Source organism: Flavobacterium flabelliforme, assembly GCF_017948675.1.
Taxonomy (GTDB): Bacteria; Bacteroidota; Bacteroidia; order Flavobacteriales; family Flavobacteriaceae; genus Flavobacterium; species Flavobacterium pygoscelis.
The window spans coordinates 111007-132667 of sequence record NZ_JAGFBU010000006.1 but is presented as its reverse complement, the minus strand read 5'-3'; the positions used below and the strand labels follow the sequence as shown (position 1 = coordinate 132667).

The 21661-nt window shown below is 32.2% G+C and carries 18 protein-coding genes and 1 tRNA gene; 12 read left to right on the top strand and 7 right to left on the bottom strand.

The window, feature by feature from the left end; translation table 11 throughout:
• Window positions 1–195 precede the first annotated feature (195 nt).
• The 4 genes from J3S90_RS13930 to J3S90_RS13915 all read right to left on the bottom strand — a co-directional run bounded on the left by J3S90_RS13930 (window position 196) and on the right by J3S90_RS13915 (window position 3796).
• Entirely contained in the window at window positions 196–423 is a 228-nt protein-coding gene (locus tag J3S90_RS13930) for a DUF6814 family protein (RefSeq protein WP_188051391.1), read from the bottom strand.
• Window positions 424–433: 10 nt separating this feature from the next.
• Entirely contained in the window at window positions 434–1969 is a 1536-nt protein-coding gene (locus J3S90_RS13925; protein ID WP_210646693.1) for an MFS transporter, read from the bottom strand.
• A 29-nt stretch (window positions 1970–1998) separates the two neighbouring features.
• The gene (locus tag J3S90_RS13920; protein ID WP_210646692.1) at window positions 1999–3267 is read right to left on the bottom strand and encodes a hypothetical protein; all 1269 of its coding nucleotides are present in this window, start codon (window positions 3265–3267) and stop codon (window positions 1999–2001) included.
• 109 nt (window positions 3268–3376) lie between these two features.
• Window positions 3377–3796, bottom strand: coding sequence for an IS1/IS1595 family N-terminal zinc-binding domain-containing protein (locus J3S90_RS13915; RefSeq protein ID WP_188051388.1), 420 nt, complete (start codon window positions 3794–3796; stop codon window positions 3377–3379).
• A 318-nt stretch (window positions 3797–4114) separates the two neighbouring features.
• Between J3S90_RS13915 and J3S90_RS13910 the strand changes: the two genes are divergently transcribed.
• Complete coding sequence (locus tag J3S90_RS13910) at window positions 4115–4654, top strand: lipid-binding SYLF domain-containing protein (protein ID WP_210646691.1); 540 nt, start codon at window positions 4115–4117, stop codon at window positions 4652–4654.
• A 156-nt stretch (window positions 4655–4810) separates the two neighbouring features.
• Here the strand turns inward: J3S90_RS13910 and J3S90_RS13905 are convergent.
• A tRNA-Phe gene (locus J3S90_RS13905) sits at window positions 4811–4883 on the bottom strand.
• A gap of 98 nt (window positions 4884–4981) precedes the next feature.
• Here J3S90_RS13905 and J3S90_RS13900 point away from each other — a divergent pair.
• The 6 genes from J3S90_RS13900 to J3S90_RS13875 all read left to right on the top strand — a co-directional run bounded on the left by J3S90_RS13900 (window position 4982) and on the right by J3S90_RS13875 (window position 11224).
• On the top strand, window positions 4982–5713 hold the full coding sequence (locus tag J3S90_RS13900; protein WP_210646690.1) for a type III pantothenate kinase: 732 nt from the start codon (window positions 4982–4984) through the stop codon (window positions 5711–5713).
• Window positions 5710–6957: a hypothetical protein gene (locus J3S90_RS13895; RefSeq protein ID WP_210646689.1), complete on the top strand. Its 1248-nt coding sequence runs from the start codon at window positions 5710–5712 to the stop codon at window positions 6955–6957. The genes J3S90_RS13900 and J3S90_RS13895 overlap by 4 nt, the downstream gene beginning before the upstream one ends.
• Before the next feature lie 36 nt (window positions 6958–6993).
• A complete protein-coding gene (lptC, locus tag J3S90_RS13890; protein WP_188051384.1) occupies window positions 6994–7548 on the top strand; it encodes an LPS export ABC transporter periplasmic protein LptC in 555 nt (184 codons plus the stop codon).
• Between the two features lie 11 nt (window positions 7549–7559).
• The gene (locus J3S90_RS13885) at window positions 7560–7760 is read left to right on the top strand and encodes a hypothetical protein (RefSeq protein ID WP_210646688.1); all 201 of its coding nucleotides are present in this window, start codon (window positions 7560–7562) and stop codon (window positions 7758–7760) included.
• Entirely contained in the window at window positions 7760–9019 is a 1260-nt protein-coding gene (locus J3S90_RS13880; protein WP_210646687.1) for a hemolysin family protein, read from the top strand. The genes J3S90_RS13885 and J3S90_RS13880 overlap by 1 nt, the downstream gene beginning before the upstream one ends.
• Before the next feature lie 108 nt (window positions 9020–9127).
• The gene (locus tag J3S90_RS13875; protein WP_210646686.1) at window positions 9128–11224 is read left to right on the top strand and encodes a peptidylprolyl isomerase; all 2097 of its coding nucleotides are present in this window, start codon (window positions 9128–9130) and stop codon (window positions 11222–11224) included.
• Window positions 11225–11489: 265 nt separating this feature from the next.
• Here J3S90_RS13875 and J3S90_RS13870 read toward each other — a convergent pair whose 3' ends face one another.
• Window positions 11490–12407: a GYDIA family GHMP kinase gene (locus J3S90_RS13870; RefSeq protein WP_188051380.1), complete on the bottom strand. Its 918-nt coding sequence runs from the start codon at window positions 12405–12407 to the stop codon at window positions 11490–11492.
• Between the two features lie 66 nt (window positions 12408–12473).
• The gene (locus J3S90_RS13865; RefSeq protein ID WP_210646685.1) at window positions 12474–13790 is read right to left on the bottom strand and encodes a hydroxymethylglutaryl-CoA reductase, degradative; all 1317 of its coding nucleotides are present in this window, start codon (window positions 13788–13790) and stop codon (window positions 12474–12476) included.
• Between the two features lie 179 nt (window positions 13791–13969).
• Here J3S90_RS13865 and J3S90_RS13860 point away from each other — a divergent pair, with 179 nt between their 5' ends.
• The 5 genes from J3S90_RS13860 (at window position 13970) to J3S90_RS13840 (ending at window position 21598) form a co-directional block, all read left to right on the top strand.
• Window positions 13970–16141 (top strand): S9 family peptidase, encoded by a 2172-nt coding sequence (locus tag J3S90_RS13860; protein WP_210646684.1) that lies wholly within the window; start codon window positions 13970–13972, stop codon window positions 16139–16141.
• Between the two features lie 25 nt (window positions 16142–16166).
• A complete protein-coding gene (locus J3S90_RS13855; RefSeq protein WP_188051377.1) occupies window positions 16167–17858 on the top strand; it encodes a peptide MFS transporter in 1692 nt (563 codons plus the stop codon).
• A gap of 77 nt (window positions 17859–17935) precedes the next feature.
• Window positions 17936–19594 (top strand): peptide MFS transporter, encoded by a 1659-nt coding sequence (locus tag J3S90_RS13850; protein WP_188051376.1) that lies wholly within the window; start codon window positions 17936–17938, stop codon window positions 19592–19594.
• A 5-nt stretch (window positions 19595–19599) separates the two neighbouring features.
• Window positions 19600–21084 carry a peptide MFS transporter gene (locus J3S90_RS13845; RefSeq protein WP_188051375.1) on the top strand — a complete coding sequence of 495 codons (1485 nt, stop codon included), beginning with the start codon at window positions 19600–19602 and terminating at the stop codon, window positions 21082–21084.
• A gap of 49 nt (window positions 21085–21133) precedes the next feature.
• Entirely contained in the window at window positions 21134–21598 is a 465-nt protein-coding gene (locus tag J3S90_RS13840; RefSeq protein WP_188051374.1) for a thioredoxin family protein, read from the top strand.
• The last annotated feature ends 63 nt before the right edge of the window (window positions 21599–21661 follow it).

Here is a 21661-nt window from a genome sequence, read left to right as displayed (position 1 = left end):
TTGATACAAAAACTGAAAAACTGTTTGTACTAGATAAAAGTAACTAAAACCATTGTCTCTTTATAATTAGTCATACTAAAACACAATTAATTTTATAATGTTAAAATTTTATCATTTTGGTACAACAGCTTTATATTAAATAACAAACAATCACTGTAAATAAATACAGGGACTGTTTGTTAAAGTAGTGTTTTTTTAATTCTTTTTTTCGTCGTAATCTCCCATTAAGGCATAGTATCCAAAAGTTCCTAAGCCCAAAACAATAAGAGGTGTGAGCACGAAAAGGATAATAATTCCAAAAACTAAATCCTCTTGTTTTCCGGATACAAATTTTGGTAATCCAAAAGTAAAGATGCAAAAATAAGCTGCGGCAACCGCTAATGCAATCCAAACTAATCCTAAAATTCTTTTTATTTGATTCATAGCTATATTTTTATACGTGAGCGTTTTTATCTTTATTTTTTATGTAAACCATTCCAACTACAAAACTGACAGCAGCAATAACAATTGGATACCAAAGTCCTTCTAAATAAAACTCTGGATGACCAAGATCTTTTGCATTGGTAACAAAATACGTTGAAATAGCCGGAAGTAAGCCTCCAAAAATTCCGTTACCTACGTGATAGGGCAATGACATAGAGGTATATCTAATTTTAACGGGAAACATTTCAACTAAAAATGCTGCAATTGGACCATAAACCATGGTTACGAAAATGACTTGTATAAACACAAGGAATACTAAAGACCATTCGTCACTGGAATTAATTTTCACAGTTGTTTTGGTATCTCCTTTTGGTTTTCCATCAATTATAATAGGAGTGCCGTTTTCTAAATGTACGGTTTTTATCTCTTGAAAAGTTGTTCCATCGGTGTACTCTTTGTGAGTAGTATAAATAGAGTCCATGGTTTGTTTTTTGGTCTCTTTTAATTCAGCAAGGAGCGTCGTTTTTGCAACTATTTCTGTTTTGTTTTTAACAGAGGTGGTTTCGTACATTTGTTTGTAAATAGGTCTGTACAGTAAAATTGCTAATAACATACCACCCATCATAATGTATTTTCGACCCACTTTATCACTAAACCAACCAAAGAAAACGAAAAACGGTGTTCCTAGAATCAAAGCAATTCCGAGTAAAGTATCTACTTGAGAAGAATCGATCGCCATTACGGTTTTCATGAAACTCATCGCGTAAAATTGTCCTGTATACCAAACGACACCTTGTCCCATAGTAGCTCCAAATAAAGCTAGTAAGACAAATTTTAAATTATAACGATTACCGAAACTCTCTTTTAATGGATTTGTACTTGTTTTTCCTTCACTTTTTGCTTTTGCAAAAACGGGAGATTCATCCATGTTTTTTCGAATCAAATAAGAAACGCCAACCATAATGATAGATACCCAAAACGGAACTCTCCATCCCCATTCATCAAATTGTTCTGGGGTAAGAATATTTCGTGTAGCTAGAATTACCATCAATGAAATGAATAAACCAACCGTTGCAGTAGTCTGAATCCAAGAAGTCCAATAACCTCTTTGTCCCACTGGTGCGTGTTCTGCTACATAAGTGGCTGCTCCACCGTATTCGCCTCCTAAGGCAAGACCTTGTAACAATCGAAGAATTAAAACGAGTAAGGGAGCCATAAACCCTATGGTTTCGTAACTCGGAATACAACCAATTAGGAAAGTGGCGCCACCCATTAAAAGTAAGGTAACCATAAAGGTGTACTTTCTTCCAATTAAATCACCTAGTCTCCCAAAGAACAGAGCTCCAAAAGGACGAACAACAAATCCAGCAGCAAAAGTTGCTAAAGTAGATAAGAAAGCTGCCGTTGGATTGTCTGATGGGAAGAATTTTGTTGAAATCACAACAGCTAAACTCCCAAAGATGTAGAAGTCGTACCATTCGATCATTGTGCCCATTGAGGAGGCGGAAATTACTTTCCAAATTCCTTTTGTTGATTTCTCTTTCATATTTTTTGGTTTTTTGTTAGTTTGGTTTTTTAAAATGAATAAGCGCAAGAAATCATGGTTCTAAAATTTCCTACTGCTGTTTTATTAGCTCCTGCGGTTGCATTTGATTTATTTAAATCGCCCCAAGTTGCATCGGTGTATTCTAACTCAGGAGTAACTCTAAATTTGTTTTTCTTAAAGTCAACTCTTCCAGAAGCTCTCCATACATTATCTACTATTCTATTTCCGCTACTACCTCGAACATAATTCACGAAAGTAGCGGTAGTATTATCGTCTTTCGATCCATTATTTTTGGTATAACCAAAGAATAATCCTGGAGCAATAGCTTTTCCATTGCTGGCAAGATCAATCCAAACAGCAGTTGTTTTTGTAGGATTATAAGTCTCAACTTGACCAGCAATTGTTTTACCAGTATAACCACCAAGCATTACTAAGCTGTTTAGATTGCCACCAGAAATTCCGTAAGCTTTTATCGAAAATTTTTCATTAGAATATTTTCCGTATCCAAAAAATGAAGTGCTATTTGCTTTTTCAGTGGTAACTAAATTATTGGAAACTGTAAGTGGTTGTAAGGACTTATATTCGATTCCTAAACCCAGAATCGAGTTGTTCCCTTTGTATTGAATTTGACCATTAAGTGAGGGTAATGTACTGTTTATAGATGCGGAATTTTGTGTTCCAGGTCCTGGAACTGTAAATTCTCTTTCTTTGTATGCAGTAAATGTTACTGAAAATTCAGTAGTTAACATTTGTTTTATTTTAGCTTGTGTTGCCCAGCCAAAAGGATTAAAAAGAATACCTGTGTTAAAGTTTGCCACGCCAGGAAAAACTTCAGGAATAAATTGCGGATACCAAGTTTGTCCTATTGTAACAGCTGTTTTAGACCATTCGAGATTTATGTAAGCATGTCTTAATCTCAATAACCCAATGGTGCCACCTTCAACATTTCCGTAGAAATCGCCTTCAATCACAGAGGACGTTTTTGCGCCCCAAACATTCGGTCCTTTTGCTTTTACTCCTAATCTTGATGTAATGGATAGAAAATTAGATTGTGGAGCATCATTAATATCTTTACCATTAGCGTCTAAAATTACATCTAACGGATATAGATTTAACTGGCCTTCTCTAGTAAAAGCGGACTTTCGACTGTCCCAAATAAAGTCAGTTCTAGCAAAACCGTACAAACTAATGTCCCATTCTTTCTCAGTATTTGTTTGTGTAGGTAATGGTGTTGGAGTTTGTGAATAACCTTGAAAGTAAGCTATTCCGACAAAAAATAATAAACATGCTTTTTTCATAATAACTAGTTGGTTTGGTTTTATCAAAGTGGTTAGTTTCAACGGTGCCAAATTCAATTATTTTATTCTAGAAAAAAATTATGATATATTTTTATGTAAACTACTATAGTTAATCCTTGAAACGCTCCCATTTTATAAGCATAAATTTATCACCAAGTTCTGTGATTATCATACCTGCACCAGAAAGTAATTCTTTGTTTTTTATAAATTCTATTAATTCTAAATGATTAATAATCTTATAAGTAGGGTGATAGTTGCCATGAGAAGGTTTTTTTATATTATAGGACTTTACCCAGTTGCTAACGGTTACATGTGAAACCCCGATGATTCGCTCTATTTCACGAAAACTGAGCCCTTCTAAATAAAGTTGTAATGCTTTAGTGACATAGTAATCATCGATCTTTTTTCCTATTTTATTTACGGTAAAAAAATAATTACATTTTTTGCATAAGTACCTTTGTTTGCTGTTTATTACACCACTTTTGATGATGTGATTGCTTTGGCATTTTGGACAGGTTAAAATCTCCATGTATATAAATTTTGCATAAATATAGTAATTTTGCAATTATATTATAAAAACGCATTCATTTAAAACTTTTTAAATTTATCAAAACTTAATAATGATTACATTAATGTACTGTTTCTAACTGCTTATTAATGTGGTTATGTTGATTGCCATAATTCAACTGTAAAAAAAAACATCTTACTTATATTGTATTGATAATCAGTTGTTTTGTGTTTTGTTTGATTTTTTATGGTATATTTGATAAGCGTTTTTATTCTTCTTTTTTAATAAATCAGATGGATTATTGCGTCAATAGTTTATGAACAATTAAAAATAAAGGATATGAAAAATTTGAATGTTATTTGGATGATGGCAGTAGTTTTTGTGATGAGTACTGCATCTGTGTTAGGACAGTCAGAAGCTAAAAAAAATAAAATTATTGCTGACAGCAAGATGGCAAAAGCTGAATTTATTAAAGCCGATGCTCTTATGAAAGATCTTTTTGAGAATGCACATGGGTATGTTATTTTTCCTAATGTTGGTAAAGGTGGCTTCGGAATAGGAGGAGCTGCAGGAAATGGTGTTGTTTATGAGAAAGGTAAAATTATAGGTATGGCAAAGCTTTCGCAATTGAGTATAGGATTTCAAGCAGGTGGACAGGCTTATAGAGAAGTGATATTTTTTGAGGCGAAAAAAGATTTATCGCGATTTGAGGAAAGTAACTTTGAGTTTTCGGCTCAAGCTTCTGCAGTGGCTGCGACAGAAGGTGCTTCGGCGAATGTTAAGTATGCAGAAGGTGTTATGGTTTTTACAGCACTAAAAGGAGGATTGATGTATGAAGCGTCAGTAGGAGGTCAAAAATTTAAGTTTAATAAATTGTAATACTTATTTTTTCAAGTTTAAAAAAACAAAAGAATCAAATTCCTAAAGATGTATAATATTTGGTTTCTGTTGACTTTCAAGTTATAATGAATCAGGAGAAGCAATAAACGTCAATTTTATAAAACAAAAAACCCGAATATTTCTATTCGGGTTTTGTGGTACCTCCAGGGATCGAACCAGGGACACATGGATTTTCAGTCCATTGCTCTACCATCTGAGCTAAGGTACCGTGCTATTGCGGGTGCAAATATAGAATCATTTTTAGTATATCCAAAACATTTTTTTAAAAAAATCAATTCGTACCTTCGCAACATCAAAGAATATATTATGGTTTTAGTTGTTGATGTGGGTAATTCTAGAATTAAAGCGGCTGTTTTTGAGGAATCTATGCTTTTAGAGCATTTTGTTTTCACGAAAATAGAGCTTCAAAAAAATATAGATTTTATTTTAAAAAAGTTTAAAAAAGTATCAGATCTCGTTGTTTCCTCAGTTGGAGATGTCGAAAAACAATCTTTTTTAGCTTACGAAAAAGTAGTCGATGTTTTTTTTATATCTCATAAAGATTCTTTTCCTTTTCAAAATAAATACAGTACACCACATACATTAGGATTAGACCGAGTGGTTCTTGCTGCTGGAGCTGTACTCCAATTTCCTAATCAGAATCGTTTGGTTATTGATGCAGGAACTTGTATCACTTATGATTTTATAGACGATCAAAATAATTATTTAGGTGGAGCAATCGCTCCTGGACTAAGATTAAGGTATGAATCACTGCATAATTACACTGCAAAATTGCCTTTATTGTCCTTAGAAGCGCCCAAAAATCTTATTGGAAACTCTACTTCAGAATCCATTCATTCTGGTATTGTTAATGGATTAGTTTACGAGATTGACGGATTCATAGCAGATTATAGATCGCGATATTTAAATTTTATAATAATTTTAACGGGTGGAGACACAGATTTTTTGGCTAAACGATTAAAAAATACCATATTTGCCAATTCAAATTTTCTATTAGAGAGTTTGAACCAAACTTTTCAATATAAAATCAAAAAATGATTAAAAAAATTATAGTAAGCGCTTGTTTGCTTTTATCATTAGTTTCTTTTGCTCAAGAAGGAACTGCTTCTCCATATTCATTTTACGGTATAGGTGATGTAAGGTTCAAAGGAACCCATGAAACCCGTTCTATGGGAGGTATAGCCATTGAGCAAGATAGTATTCACATGAATTTAGAAAATCCTGCGAGTTATGCAAGTTTAAAATTGACGACTTTTACACTAGGTGGAAGTTACTCATCGACTAACTTGAAATCAAATACTAATTCTGCTAAAGCAACAAGATCAACTTTAGATTACTTAGCGGTAGGTTTGCCTTTAGGTAAATTTGGTGTAGGCTTTGGGTTAATTCCATATTCATCTGTTGGTTATAAAATTAGAACATTAGGCTCTGGAACAGAAAACAATCAAAGTTTTAATGGTAAAGGAGGTCTGAATAAAGCATTTATTGGTGCAGGATATAAGATAAATTCTGAATTTAGCGTGGGTGCCGATTTGAATTATAATTTTGGAAAAATTGAATCTAACAATTTTGAATATATCAATGATATTTCTATTGGAACACGTGAGTTAAATGAAGTTGATTTGTCTGGATTTAATTTCAATCTAGGCGCTATGTACCAGAAAAAAATTGATAAGAAACTGTCTTTTTTTAGTAGCTTAAATTATACGATTGAAAGTGATTTAAAATCTAAAAACTCCAGAAATATTGCTACAGCTTTATATAATTCTAATTTTGATTTGCAAATTGTTGATGTTTTAGAAAATGTAAAGACAAATGAGAATCTAAAAGTGCCAAGTAAATATGCATTTGCTGCAGGTATTGGTGAAGCTAGAAAGTGGTTGTTAGGTGTTGGATATACTTTTCAAGGAGCAAGCTCTATGAGTAGTTATTATAACTCAGCTGTTAATGTGACTCATGAAAAGCACTCAAAATATAGTCTAGGAGGATATTATGTTCCTAGTTATAATGCATTTTCAAGCTATGCAAAAAGAATTACTTACAGAGGTGGATTTAGATATGAAAAAACCGGTTTGATTATTAATTCTGAGCCAATAAATGATATGGCATTAACATTAGGATTAGGTTTGCCCTTGTCAGGAACATTTTCTAATGTAAATGTTGGTTTTGAAATTGGTAAAAAAGGTACCACTACAGCAAATTTAGTTCAAGAAAATTATGCCAATGTAAGTGTGAGTTTTTCACTTAATGAGCAATGGTTTGTTAAACGAAAATTCAACTAAAATTACCATTCATAAATTTATTGCTAAGTTTAGCGTATGACTTTATTTAATACAAAAAATACAATAAAGATTGTCACAGCTTTTGCTGTGACTCTGTTTTTTGGATGCGAAAGTAATTTTAAAGAAATACAAAAAATTAACTTTTCCGAGTTTGTTCCAAGCAGTGATGCTGATATGGTTAATTTAAAATATACCGACTCAGGCCGTATTACTGCAATTTTGGTTAGTTCTAAGATGCTTGATTACGCAAGTGTTAATTTCCCTTTTACAGAATTTCCAAAAGGAATAGATGTTACTTTGTATGATAAGAAGGCAAAAAAAACCTTTATTAGGTCTAATTATGCAATTTCATATAAAGGATCTAGTATTATTGATTTGCAAGGAAAAGTAAAAATATATACCGAAGATGGTCAAATATTAGAGACGGAACAGCTTTATTTTGATCAAAAAAACGAATGGTTCTTTACAGAGCGTAGATTTAAGTTTACCGATCCAAAAGGAGTTTCAAACGGCCAAGGAATAGATTTTAGTAAAGATTTTAAAGTCATTAATTCTCAAAAAATTACTGGCGAAGTAGAAACCAATGAATAATTAATAATACCATGAATTACCTAAAATTAACACAATACGTTTATCTGCTTTTTGCTGCTTATTTCATCTATGATGGAGTTACTAAACTGATAGACCCACAAACAGGAACTCCTTGGTTGAGTTTTATAATTGCCGCTTTGGCTATTTTTATGTTCTTTTTTAGAAGAAAATATGCTAAAAAATTTGAAGATAGAAATAACAACTCTAAATAGTGGAGATTAGTATTATCATATTGTGTATAATACTAAGTGCTTTTTTTTCAGGAATGGAGATTGCCTTTGTCTCGTCGAATAAAATATATCTTGAAATTGAAAAAAAACAAGATAATTTTCTTTCTAAAATACTGACTAAACTTACTGAAAAGCCTACAAATTTCATTGTTGCCATGTTAATAGGGAATACTATTGCAATGGTTGTTTACGGTTTTTTTATGGGCGAATTGCTTACGCATTGGCTACTGTCTTTTTCAAATCCGCTTTCGGTTAGTTTGGCTTTAATAATAAGAATTGTTGTTTCTACAATGATAATTCTTGTTACGGCAGAGTTTCTTCCTAAAGTTTTCTTCCAGATTTATGCCAATTCATTAATTAAATTTCTTGCGATTCCGGCTTATGTTTTTTACAAGATTTTTTATTTTATTTCAGCATTTTTTATAGGAATTTCAGATTTTATATTGAGAAAATTCTTTAAAACAGAGGGTGATATCACGCCTCTTTTTTTTAGTAAATTAGAACTTGGAGATTACATTACAGAGCAAATGAGCACTGTAGAAGACAATGAATTAGTAGATTCAGAGATATTAATGTTTCAAAATGCATTAGAGTTTTCTGGTGTAAAAGCTAGAGATGTAATGACTCCTAGGATTGAAATTGTAGCTGTAGATTTATTTGATTCGATAGAAGATTTAAGAGAATTGTTTATCGAAACTGGATATTCTAAAATTGTGGTTTATCAAAAATCTTTTGATGAAATTATTGGTTACGTGCATTCTTTTGATATGTTTAAAAAACCCAATAATATTGAAGAAATTGTTATTTCTGTAGAGTTTGTTCCAGAAACCATATTTATAAAAGACGCCATGAATCTGCTGACTAAAAAGCGAAAAAGTGTTGCTGTAGTTTTAGATGAATACGGCGGTACTTCAGGGATTATTACTATCGAAGATATTGTAGAAGAACTTTTTGGCGAAATAGAAGATGAGCACGATTCGGAGGAAGAGTTGATAGAAAACCTACTCGATGATGGTAGTTTTCAGTTTTCAGCTCGATTAGATGTTGAGTATCTTAATGAAAAATATAAACTTAATATTCCAGAGGAAGACTCCTATGGTACGCTTGGCGGATTTATTGTCAATTTTACTAAAGAAATTCCACAAAAAGGTGCTATTATTACCGTAGGAAGCTATCATTTTGTAATACAAGAGGCTACAAACAAGAAAATAGAATTGGTTAAAATGAGCGTGCAAGAGTGATTTTTATTGTGAAAGTAAAAATTCTTGCAAAATAAAACGCTACTAGTATTATTATTAACTAGATAATTGTATTTTCGCAAACTGAATATAAAAATTAACAACAATAAAATGGCAGTTTTACAAAAAATTAGACAACGTTCACTTCTTCTGATACTTGTTATCGGGTTTTGTTTATTAGCATTTATCATAGGTGATATATTCAACAGCGGTGGTTTCAACAGCACATCAAAAGATGTAGGAAGCATTGATGGAAAAGATATCTCATTTGAAGACTTTAGAGTTAAAGTAAGTAATGTTGAGAAAAGTGGGCAAGGAATTACTTCAACTGAAGCAGCAAACAGAGTTTGGGAGCAAGAAGTTTCTATCGCTTTGTTGTCTTCAGAGTTTGAAAAATTAGGATTGAGAGTAGGTGAAAAACACTTATTGGAAGTTTTAAAAGCAGATCAAAATATTGGTGGAAATCCATTGTTTATGAATGCAGCTGGTGTATTTGATGTTGCTAAATTTAAAGAGTACTTCAAGTCTAATCCGGAGCAAGCTCAATTTTTGAAAGACAGAGAAAAAGACGCTGAACTTAATGCGAAATATCAAATGTATAACACAATGATAAAAGCAGCAGTTTATACAACTGAGAGTGAAGGTAAGATGAAATACGAAATGGAAGCAAACAAAGTTAACTTTGCTTACGTTGCCGGTTTATATTCAACAATTAAAGATAGTGATGTAAAAGTTACTGATTCTGAAATTGTAGATTACATGAAGAAAAATGAAAAAAAATTCAAAGCAGACGAATCTCGTGAAGTAGAATACGTTTTAATTGAAGATAAACCATCTCCAGCAGATGAGGCAGAAATAAAATCTAAAATTAGTGCATTATTAACTGGAAGTGTGGTATACAACCAAGCAACAGGGAAAAATGATACTGTAGCAGGATTTAGAACTACAAAAAATGTGATTGACTTTGTGAATTCAAATTCTGATATTCCTTATGATTCAACTTACATTGCTAAAAAAGATTTACCAGCTATTGATGCTGATAAATTATTTAACCTTGCTCCAGGTACTGTTTATGGTCCTTATATTTTTGGTCAGTACTATTGTATTTCTAGATCAATGGGTATGAAAAATGGGGTTAATGCTAAAGCAAGTCATATTTTAATTAGTTATGAAGGAACTCAAGTTCCAAATAAAAAAGAAAAAAGAACTAAAGCAGAAGCAAAAGCAAAAGCAGAAAGTATTTTAGCTCAAGTAACTGCAAATCCGGATAGTTTCTTAATGTTAGCATTTACCGCTTCTGATGATTCTTCTTCTCAACAAGGTGGTGATTTAGGTTATTTTGGTCCAAACCAAATGGTTAAGCCTTTTAATGATTTTGTTTTTAATAACGGAATTGGTAAAGTAGGTTTAGTTGAAACAGATTTTGGTTTTCATATTATTAAAATAACAGACAAGCAAGACGGAATTCGTTTGGCAACTGTAGCTCAAAAAATTCAAGCTTCAGAAGGAACTTCTGATAAAATGTTTACACAAGCAACCAAATTTGAAATGGAAGCTGCTGATAAAGATTTTAGCAAAGCCGCTAAAGAAATGGGTCTTACTGTTGCTCCAGCAGTTTCTGTAAAAGGAATGGATGAGAATTTTGGTTCATTAGGAAAACAAAGAAACATCGTAAGATGGGCTTTTGAAAATGATGTAAAACAAGGTTCTGTAAAAAGATTTGAAGTAGCCAATGTAGGACACGTTATTGCTAAAGTTAAAAGTATTGATAAATCTGGTTTAGTAGCAGTTTCGGTTGCGAGACCTTACGTAGAGCAAATACTTAAAAACAAGAAAAAAGCAGAACTAATCAAAGCTAAAATGACTGGTTCTTCTCTTGAAGCAATTGCTAAGGCAGTTGGTGGTTCAGTGCAACAAGCAACTGATCTTACTATGGAAAATGCAATGTTGCCAAATGTTGGACCTGAGCCAAAAGTAGTTGGGAATGCATTTGCATTAGCAGCAAATAAATTATCGGCTCCAATTGAAGGAAATACTGGTGTTTATGTTGTGAAAAACACAAGTACAGTTAAAGCTCCAGCGTTGAAAGATTATAAGACATACGTTGCAAAAATAGAAGCTCAAAATGGTGCTGAAGTAAATAGAGTAATTCCTGCATTAAAAGGAAACGCTAAAATTAAAGATAACAGACAACAGTTTAATTACTAGTTTATATCTTATAGGTTAAAAAAAAACCGATACATTTTAAATGTATCGGTTTTTTTTGTGCTATAATTTTGATCTAATTAGTGAATATGCATAATAAGCTGACACTTCTATCAATAAAAAAATGAATTATTTAGAAATCTCTTTTGTGTTTTATTGGTCAGGATTGAATTGTATCTGCAAACTTCCTCCTTTCTATTGATGGCCTTACATAATTATAAACGCTGTAATTTGTGTTTGCTACTGAAAAGAGTATACTTCATAAAAGTTAGTTTAATATCATTTCAGCATAAGGGATAACAGTTGTATATCCTTTTTCAACAAAATAGTCTGTTGGGTTTTCAGTGCTAATTACCATTACAAAATCGCCTCCCCAAGCACCAAGACTCTTTATAGTTCCAGTAAAATCAGGAAATGAAGCTTCTTTTACTGTTTGCATTTCAAGAATTAAACTCATATCTATTTCATGCTTCTGAATTGCTTTTGCAAACGATTCAACGGTTTCTGCTTGTAAAACCTGAATTGTTATTTGATCATTTGTAGCAATTATTTTCTCTAAATTATTTTTTCTGTTCTTATTGTAACCGGCAATTGCAATTTTGCTACTTTGTTTTTTATTGAGATATACAAAATAAATGTTTGGTATAAAATCGGGAGAAAAAGAAACTTGTTCTATAATTGGTTTTCCATTTTCTAAATGGTATAAAATAGGAGTATTGTTTTGTGCGCAGGCAATGTCATAACCACTTCCTCCAAAGCTATTTTGAAGTAGCTTAAAGGCATCAATTTGTAACCACTGTGCAATGTTGTTTATAAGTGTAGATGATGTTCCTAAGCCCCAGCTTTTTGAAAAACTAAGCTCTGTGGTAATTTTGAATCCCTTAGAAGGATCCATGAAAGTTGGGTTTAGTAAGAACGCTTCTTTTAGGATGATAGTCAAAGTAGTTTTTACAGATTCTTCTTCAAGATCAATTTCGTTTATTAAGTCATTATAAGTAATAGTGTCTTCAAACCAAATACTTCCATCAGCATCATAACTCTTCCAATGAAATTCTTGCTTATTTCCTTCTTCAATAATTAAATTTTGACCAAATTTGGTAGGAAGTGCAAATCCTTTAGCGCCATCAAGAACGAGATATTCTCCCGTGATTAAAAGTTTTCCGTTACTGTAGAATGTTTTTTTCATTTATGCTGAATTTATTTCAGTATTTTTTAGCTCTTTGATGGTCTCAATCTGTCAAAGATCTGTTTGTTATTTTCTTATCTCTTCAATAAATGTTACTACTGCACTGTGAGTAACGGTATTTTTTTTGAAATGCTTCTGAATTAAAATGCGTTCTTCATCACTAGCCTCAAACTGATTGATGATGTTGTTTAAATGCATTTTCATGTGTCCTTCCTGAATCCCTGTGGTGGTTAAGGAACGTAACGCAGCAAAATTTTGCGCTAATCCAGCTACGGCTACAAATTGCATTAATTCTTTTGCCGAAGGTTTTTCTAGCATTTCTAAAGATAATTTTACTAATGGGTGCAAAGAAGTCAATCCGCCAACGGTACCTAAAGCTAAAGGAATTTCTAGCCAAAAAGTAAAAATTCCATTTTCTATTTTTGCATGAGAAAGACTCGAGTATTTTCCGTTTTTAGATGCATAAGCATGAATTCCAGCTTCTACAGCTCTAAAATCGTTGCCTGTTGCAAGTACTACAGCATCAACTCCGTTCATAATTCCTTTGTTGTGCGTTACAGCACGATACGGTTCAACTTCCGCAATCTGAACAGCTTGAATAAATTTATGAGCAAATTCCTCAGGATTTGGAATGTGTTTCTCTTCTAATTCAGATACGGGACACGAAACTTCAGCTCTCACAAGGCAATTAGGAACATAATTGGAAAGTATGCTCATAACTACTTCGATTTCTTTCTCCGATTGAGTAAATAGATCGTAATTATGCGCTTCTTCTTTTAATGTCTTTGCAAATTGTTCTAAACAAGAATTGATAAAATTAGCTCCCATGCTGTCTTTGGTCTCAAAAGTGGCATGTAGCTGAAAGTAATTAGGCAGTAAATCAGTTTTGTCATTTAGAACTATATCTAAAATTCCACCACCTCTTTTTTGCATATTAACAGTTATGGATTCTGCTTGTTTGAAAAATTTATTCTTAGTTTGAGCAAAAAATGAATTTAATTTAGAAACATCTCCAGTATAGATAAAGTGAACTTGGCCTATTTTTTCAGTGTTTATAACAGTCGTTTTAAATCCGCCACGAGTAGACCAGAATTTAGCTGCTTTAGAAGCAGCAGCTACAACTGAACTTTCCTCAATTGCCATCGGAATAGTGCTATATTTTCCGTTAATTAGAAAATTTGGAGCAACTCCCAATGGTATATAAAAATTTGTAATGGTGTTTTCGATGAATTCATCATGCAACTGCTGTATTTTTTCGTCAGAATTCCAGTAGTTTTTCAGTAAGGCAATAGCTTCTGTAGGGGTCGAAAAATATTCATTTGCAATCCATTTTATTTTTTCTTCTTTGGATAATTTAGAAAATCCACTAATAGCCTTATTCATTCTCAATTGATTATGGTATAATTAACCGCAAATATACGGTTTTAGCGGTTTTGTTTGCAACCAATTTATCTAGACTGCAAATTTGTCAATAATATTAATTTTTACATTTAACATAAAAAACAACTGTTAATTGTAATTTTTTCACTAAAATTGACGGTTTTTATCTTTAAATATATACTATGTACTCAAAAAGAATTATAGCTTTATTTTTATTTGTCTGTTTTACCGTTGTAGGGCAACAAAAAATCACGATAAATGAGATTTACAATGGCACATTCCGCACCAAAGGGATGGATGAATTACAATCCTTAAAAAATACAAACCAATATACCGTTCTTAATGTAGATAGACAATCTCGCAGTATGAGTATTGATTTATATGATTTTGAAACTTTAAAAAAAGTATCAACCTTAATTGATACAAAATCATTTGCTGCCTTAGCAAATGGTATTGATAGTTACACCTTTGATGCTTCAGAAAAAATGATATTATTAGCTTGTAATAGCAATCAAATTTTTCGCCATTCCTTCACAGCAGATTATTATGTGTACAACATTGACACAAAAGAACTTAAAAAACCATTTGACTTTAAAGTTCAAGAGCCTACCTTTTCGCCTGACGGAAAAAAAATAGCGTATGCTAAAGACAATAATCTTTACGTATATGATGTAGCTTCTAATACATCTACTGCAATTACTTCTGATGGTATTAAAAACAGTATCATCAATGGTATTACGGATTGGGTTTACGAAGAAGAATTTGCTTTTGTAAGAGCATTTGATTGGAGTGCCGACAGTAAAAAATTAGCTTATATTCGTTTTGACGAAAGTAAAGTACCAGAATTTTCTATGTCAATGTTTGGAAAAGATTTATACCCAACAATTGATACTTTTAAATATCCAAAAGCAGGAGAAAAAAATTCAGAAGTTTCTTTGCATATTTATGATGTCAACTCCAATGTTGTAAAAAACATCAATTTAGGTAATTATACTGATTTCTATATCGCTAGAATGAAATGGACTAATGATGCTAATACCTTATCTGCTCAGGTATTAAATCGTCATCAAAATAATTTGGATTTAGTGTTTGTAAATGGAGATACAGGAATTGCAAAAGTGGTTTTGAACGAAAAAGACAAAGCGTATGTTGATGTAACGGATAATTTAACGTTTCTAAAAGACAATAGTTTTATTTGGACATCAGAGAAAGATGGTTTCAATCATATTTATTTATATGATAAAAATGGAAAGTTAAAAAATCAAGTGACTAAGGGAAAATGGGACGTTACCGAATATTATGGATTAGATGAAAAAACAAATACTGTATTCTATCAATCTGTTGAAAATGGTTCTATCAATAGAGATGTTTATAGAATAAGTCTTGATGGTAAAAATAAATTGCGTTTGTCTAAAGAAATTGGAACTACGAAAGCGACTTTTAGTCCTAATTTTCAATTCTATATTAGTACATTTTCTAGCGCATCTCAGCCAACAAAATATAGTTTGAACGAATCAAAATTAGGTAAAGAAATCAAAGTTATTCAAAATAATGATGCTCTTAGCGAAAAATTGAAAGCATACGATTTACCAGCTAAAGAATTTTTTGTTTTAAAAACGGATAAAGGAAATGAATTGAACGCTTGGATTATCAAACCAAAAGATTTTGATGCTTCAAAAAAATATCCAGTATTTATGTTTCAGTATTCAGGTCCTGGATCACAACAAGTAGCTAATAGTTGGATTAATTCTAATGATTATTGGTTTATGATGTTGGCACAACAAGGGTACATTGTAGCTTGCGTAGACGGAAGAGGAACTGGATTTAAAGGTGCCGAATTTAAAAAAGTAACTCAACTTGAATTAGGCAAGTACGAGGTAGAAGATCAAATTGATGCTGCAAAAGTTATAGGCAATTATTCATTTGTAGATAAATCTAGAATCGGTATATTTGGCTGGTCTTATGGTGGTTTTATGGCTTCTAATTGTATTTTAAAAGGGAATGATGTTTTTAAAATGGCAATTGCAGTAGCTCCAGTAACCAACTGGCGTTTTTATGATAGCGTATACACAGAACGTTATATGACAACACCTCAAGAAAATGCAAGCGGATACGATCAAAACTCACCAATTAATCATGTAGATAAATTAAAAGGTAAGTTTCTTTTGATACACGGATCAGGAGATGACAATGTGCACGTTCAAAATTCTATGCAAATGATGGAAGCTTTGATTCAAGCCAATAAACAATTTGATTCGCAAATTTACCCAGACAACAATCATGGTATTTATGGCGGGAACACTAGAATACAGTTGTACACAAAAATGACTAATTACATCAAAGAGAATTTATAATAAATTAATATCAATAATATAAAAAATGAGTGAAATAGCAGTAAAGTCAGGACATCCTAAAGGCCTTTGGGTATTATTTGGAACAGAAATGTGGGAGCGTTTCAATTTCTACGGAATGAGAGCAATCTTAACATTATTTATGATTAATGCTCTTATGATGAAAGAGGCTGATGCCTCAATTATTTATGGAGGATTTTTAGGACTTTGTTATTTAACACCAATGTTAGGAGGTTTTGTTGCAGATCGATTTTTTGGAAATAGAAATTGTATTCTACTCGGAGGACTAATGATGGCTGTTGGACAGTTTTTACTGTTTTTTAGCGCAAGTATATTTGATGCTAATTTAAATTTAGCAACGACTTTAATGTGGTCAGCATTAGGGATAATTATTTTTGGTAATGGATTCTTTAAACCAAATATTTCCTCAATGGTGGGAAGTTTATATCCAAAACAAGAAAAAAGCAAATTAGATACTGCTTTTACAATATTTTACATGGGTATTAATTTAGGTGCTTTTCTAGGTCAATTGATTTGTCCACTTGTAGGAGATGTTAAAGATGTTGGCGGAATTAGAGATATTCATGCTTTCAAATGGGGATTTTTAGCAGCTGCAATTGCAATGCTAGTGGGTACTTTAGTGTTCTATTTCTTAAAAAACAAGTATGTAGTTACTCCAGAAGGGAAGCCATTAGGAGGTTTGCCATCTCAAAATGATGGTTCGGAATATGAAGAAGGTGAGGCGCAACAAGCTGTTTTTACTAAAAAATCTTTAGTTATCTCTGCGATAGCTTTCGTTACTCTTTTCTTTGTTTTTAGATATATTCTAGGTGGAGAAAATTTTGTAAAAACTATAATTTATCCTATAATTTATGCAAGTGGATTAACCTTAGCAGGACTAATAGTTTCAGATAGTTCATTAACAAAAATAGAAAGAGACAGGATTTTCGTTATTTATATTGTAGCATTCTTTATTATCTTCTTTTGGGCGGCTTTCGAACAGGCGGGATCATCCTTAACTTTTATTGCAGATAATCAAACAGATAGAAATTTCTTTGGTTGGAATATGCCACCATCAATGGTTCAGATATTTAATGGTGCTTTTGTTTTTGCATTTGCTTTCCCATTTAGTATTCTATGGGATAAATTGAGAGAATCTGGAAAAGAACCAATTTCACCTGTTAAACAAGCAATAGGTTTAGCATTAATCGCTTTAAGTTATTTAATTTTAGCATATAATGTAAAAGATTTAGGAAATAGCGGTTTGTTAGCTATTAAGTGGCTTATTCTTCTGTATTTAATTCAAACTTTTGCTGAATTATGTTTGTCACCAATAGGACTCTCTTTAGTAGGTAAGTTATCTCCAAAACGCTTTTCTTCTTTATTATTTGGTGTGTTTTTCTTGTCCAATGCAGCAGGTTACGCATTGGCAGGAACTTTAGGCTCTATTCTTCCTGCTACAGGAGACAAGTTTTTGAAAGCAAAAGAATTAGGTATAGATTTAGAAGGTTTGTTAAATAAGACATTTACAGCTTCTCCTGAACAGTTAGTTATTTTAGAGAAAGCACAAATAAGTCCTTCTAATCCTATTTTTGCTGGCTTTGAAATTCATAATCTTTTCGAATTTTTTATGGTATTCGTAGTTCTCTGCGGACTGGCAGCAGTAGTTTTATTTGCTCTAACGCCAGTATTAAAGAAAATGATGCACGGTGTGCGATAATATTTGATTCCTTAAATCTTATTACCTAGTCAATTTATTTGACTAGGTAATTTTTAATTTTAATCCTATTCTAAATTATGTGGAAAAATCATCCAAAGGCATTGCCATTCCTCTTTCTTTCTGAAATGTGGGAACGTTTCGGTTATTATTTAATGATCGGAATTTTTACTTTATATTTAAAAGATGTAGAATCTGGATTTGCTATGACCGAAAAAGAAGCATCCGATTTATATGGAACTTTTATAGCATTAGTATTTTTGACTCCCTTTATTGGAGGTTTGGTTGCTGACCGCTATTTAGGTTATAAAAAATCGATAGTTCTTGGTGGTTTGATGATGGGATTGGGTTATTTTATGATGGGAATTCATAGTTTGACTATGCTTTATGTAGCCATGACATTGGTTATTGTTGGTAACGGATTTTTTAAACCTAATATTTCTACATTATTAGGTAATTTCTATGACGAAGAAAGATTTAAAGACAAAAAAGACGAAGGCTACAATATTTTCTACATGGGAATCAATGTAGGTGCTTTTATCTGTAACTTCTTTGGTGCTGCTTTACAGATTCTATTAGGTTGGCACTTTGCTTTTATGGCTGCCGGACTAGGAATGTTTATTGGTGTTATTGTTTTCCTAATGGGAACCAAACATTATGGAGATAAAACGGAGAAAAAAGGAATTCAAGAAGGTGATATGCCTTTTTCGAAAATTGTACTTTATATTTTAGTTCCTTCTGTGATTTTTGGAGTAATAGGTTGGTTGCTAAAAGGAGTAGCTTCTGCTACAAATTTAGATAGTGCTATTTTTGGTTCTGATAGCACCGATGCTTTTATTTTTGCTTGTATTCCTGTTGTTTATTTTTACGGAAGTTTATATTTTAAAGCTAAAGTAGAAGAGAAAAGACAAATAGGAGCGTTACTATCTATTTTTGCGGTGGTTATTTTATTCTGGGCTGTTTTTAAATTGAATGGTTCTGCACTAACAACATGGGCGGATCGTTATACGGACAGAGAAATTACTGGAAATACAAAAGCAGTATTTAATGGTCTTAAATTATCTAAAGAAGTAGATTATAAAAAAGACTCTACCGAGTTATATGATGCTAGTTTTAGACTTCAAAAAGAAAATGGGAAAGTAGTTAAAACTGTTGATTATCCAATTTATTTTAGAAACGTTGCAGCAAGTGAGAAACCTGCAGAAGGTTCTAAAGTTACCATTTGGGCCACCAATTTAAGCCAATCTATTAATCCAGGTTGGGTAATTATCTTGACTCCTTTAATCGTAGCATTTTTTACTTTCTTAAGAAGTAGAAAAAAAGAACCTTCAACACCAACTAAAATCGCATTTGGATTATTAATTTCGGCCTTGTCGGTATTGGTAATGGTTGCTGCGGTACATATTGGTGGTAACGGTACAGAAAAAGTATCTGTTTGGTGGTTAGTGGCAAATTACGGAATTATAACTGTTGGAGAATTATTTCTGAGTCCAATGGGATTGTCTATTGTGTCAAAATTATCTCCAAAGAACATCACAGCATTAATGATGGGTGGTTGGTTTCTATCTACTTCAATAGGAAATAAATTAAGCGGTGTTTTGGCGAGTATGTGGGACACTTATGATGATAAAGCCAATTTCTTTTGGATCAACTTCGGTCTGTTAATGTTTGCAACGGTTTTGATGTTTGCTTTGGTTAAAAACTTAAATAAAGTGATGAAAGATCACGGTATAAATTAGATTGTATGGAAAATAATTTAACAATTGAACAAATACAGAATTTTGAAGGGAAATATCCTAAACAACTTTGGTATTTGTTTATAGTGGAGATGTGGGAGCGCTTTTGCTTTTATGGAATGCGCGGTGTTCTTACTTTTTTTATGGTAGATCAATTGTTGCTAAAAGATGCAGCGGCTAATTTACAATATGGTGCAATTCAGGCGTTTGTTTACGCTTTTACATTTATTGGTGGAATTTTTGCCGATAAAATTCTAGGATTCAAAAAGTCCCTGTTTTTTGGCGGTATTGTAATGATTATTGGTAATTTATTGATCGCTTTTTCTCCTCAAACTTTATTTTATTACGGAATAGCCTTTTCTATTATTGGTACCGGTTTTTTTAAACCTAATATTTCTTCGATGGTTGGTGAGTTGTATCATGAAAATGATCCAAGACGTGATGCCGGTTTTGGAATGTTTTATGCAGGAATTAATATTGGTGGGCTTTTAGGTGGAGCTTTATGCATCTATCTAGGGAAATACCATTCATGGACTTTATGTTTTCTTGCTGCAGCTATTGTAATGGTACTAGGTTTAGTGACTTTTCTTTTTACAAAAAAACACTTGGGGCCAATAGGGGATTCTCCTCTTTTGGGTTTAACAGATACTAAAAGAAAAACTCGTGAAATTGCGGTTTACTTAGGATCTTTACTAAGTATTCCGTTAATTTTTATAATGGTAAAAAACACGGATTACACGGATTATTTCATGTATACTATTGGAATAATAGCGGTTGCTTATTTTGCTTATGAATTATTTAAATTGGGTGAGGTTAACTTGCAGAAAAAATTATTTGCAGCCTTTCTATTTATTTTCTTCTATTTTTTATTTAATGCTATATATGAGCAAAGTGGTGGTTCACTATCACTATTTGCAAAAGATAATTTGAATAGTAATTTGTTGGGTTTTACTATAGATCCTAATGTGGTAAATAACAGTTCGAATACTTTTTTTGTTGTAATTCTAAGTCCTCTTATCGGAATGTTATGGCTTTGGTTGGGAAAAAAGAAACTTGAACCGAATACTTTAATAAAATTTGGAATAGGGTTTTTATTCCTTTCTGCTTCCTTTTACTTGTTTTATTACACTAAATTTTTTGCAAATGTTGAAGGGATTACCTCTTTAAACTTATTTGCTTTTGCTTATTTTGTAACTACAATCGGTGAACTTTGTCTTGGTCCTATTGGAATGTCTATCATTACCAAATTGTCTCCTAAAAAGTTATTCGGAATGATGATGGGTTTGTGGTTTTTAGCAAGTGCTTTTGGTCAACTAGCGGCGGGTAAGCTGGGTGCTGCAATTTCTCAATCGAATAATGGAACAACTTTAATGTCCAAATTACAGTCTTATACAGATGGATATTATCAATTAGCAATTTATTCATTAGTGGCGGGTGTCCTATTGATCGCTATTTCCCCATTGATTAAAAAATTAATGCAAGAAGTAAAATAAATTTCGTTTCGGCATCATTTTTGAAAATGATAAAAATTAAAATTATAAAATGAAGAAAATCATAATAGCTTTATTGTTATTTGCGGGTTCATTTGCCGCTGAAGCTCAAGAATTAATTTGGGAAACCAATGTTAGTAAAGCAATGGAAGTTTCTAATAAAACAAAAAAACCATTGTTGTTATTTTTTACCGGAAGCGACTGGTGTGGCTGGTGCATTCGTTTACAAAATGAAGTTTTAAAAACACCTGAGTTTGCCAAGTGGGCTAAGGAAAATGTGGTTTTAGTTGAATTAGATTATCCAAGAAGAACAAATCAGACTCCTGAAATTAAAAAACAAAACAACGAATTGCAGCAAGTTTTTGGTATTCAAGGCTTTCCAACAATCGTACTGGTTAATAGTACTAAAAAGGACGGAAAGATAAATTTTGAAGGCTTAGGAAGTACTGGATATGTTGCCGGTGGGCCAACAGCTTGGTTAGACGTAGCTAATAAAATTATTAATCATAAATTATAATTTTTAATTTGGATATTCTATTAATTTTGTTAATTTTAAAGAATTATTAACAATTTATCTAGT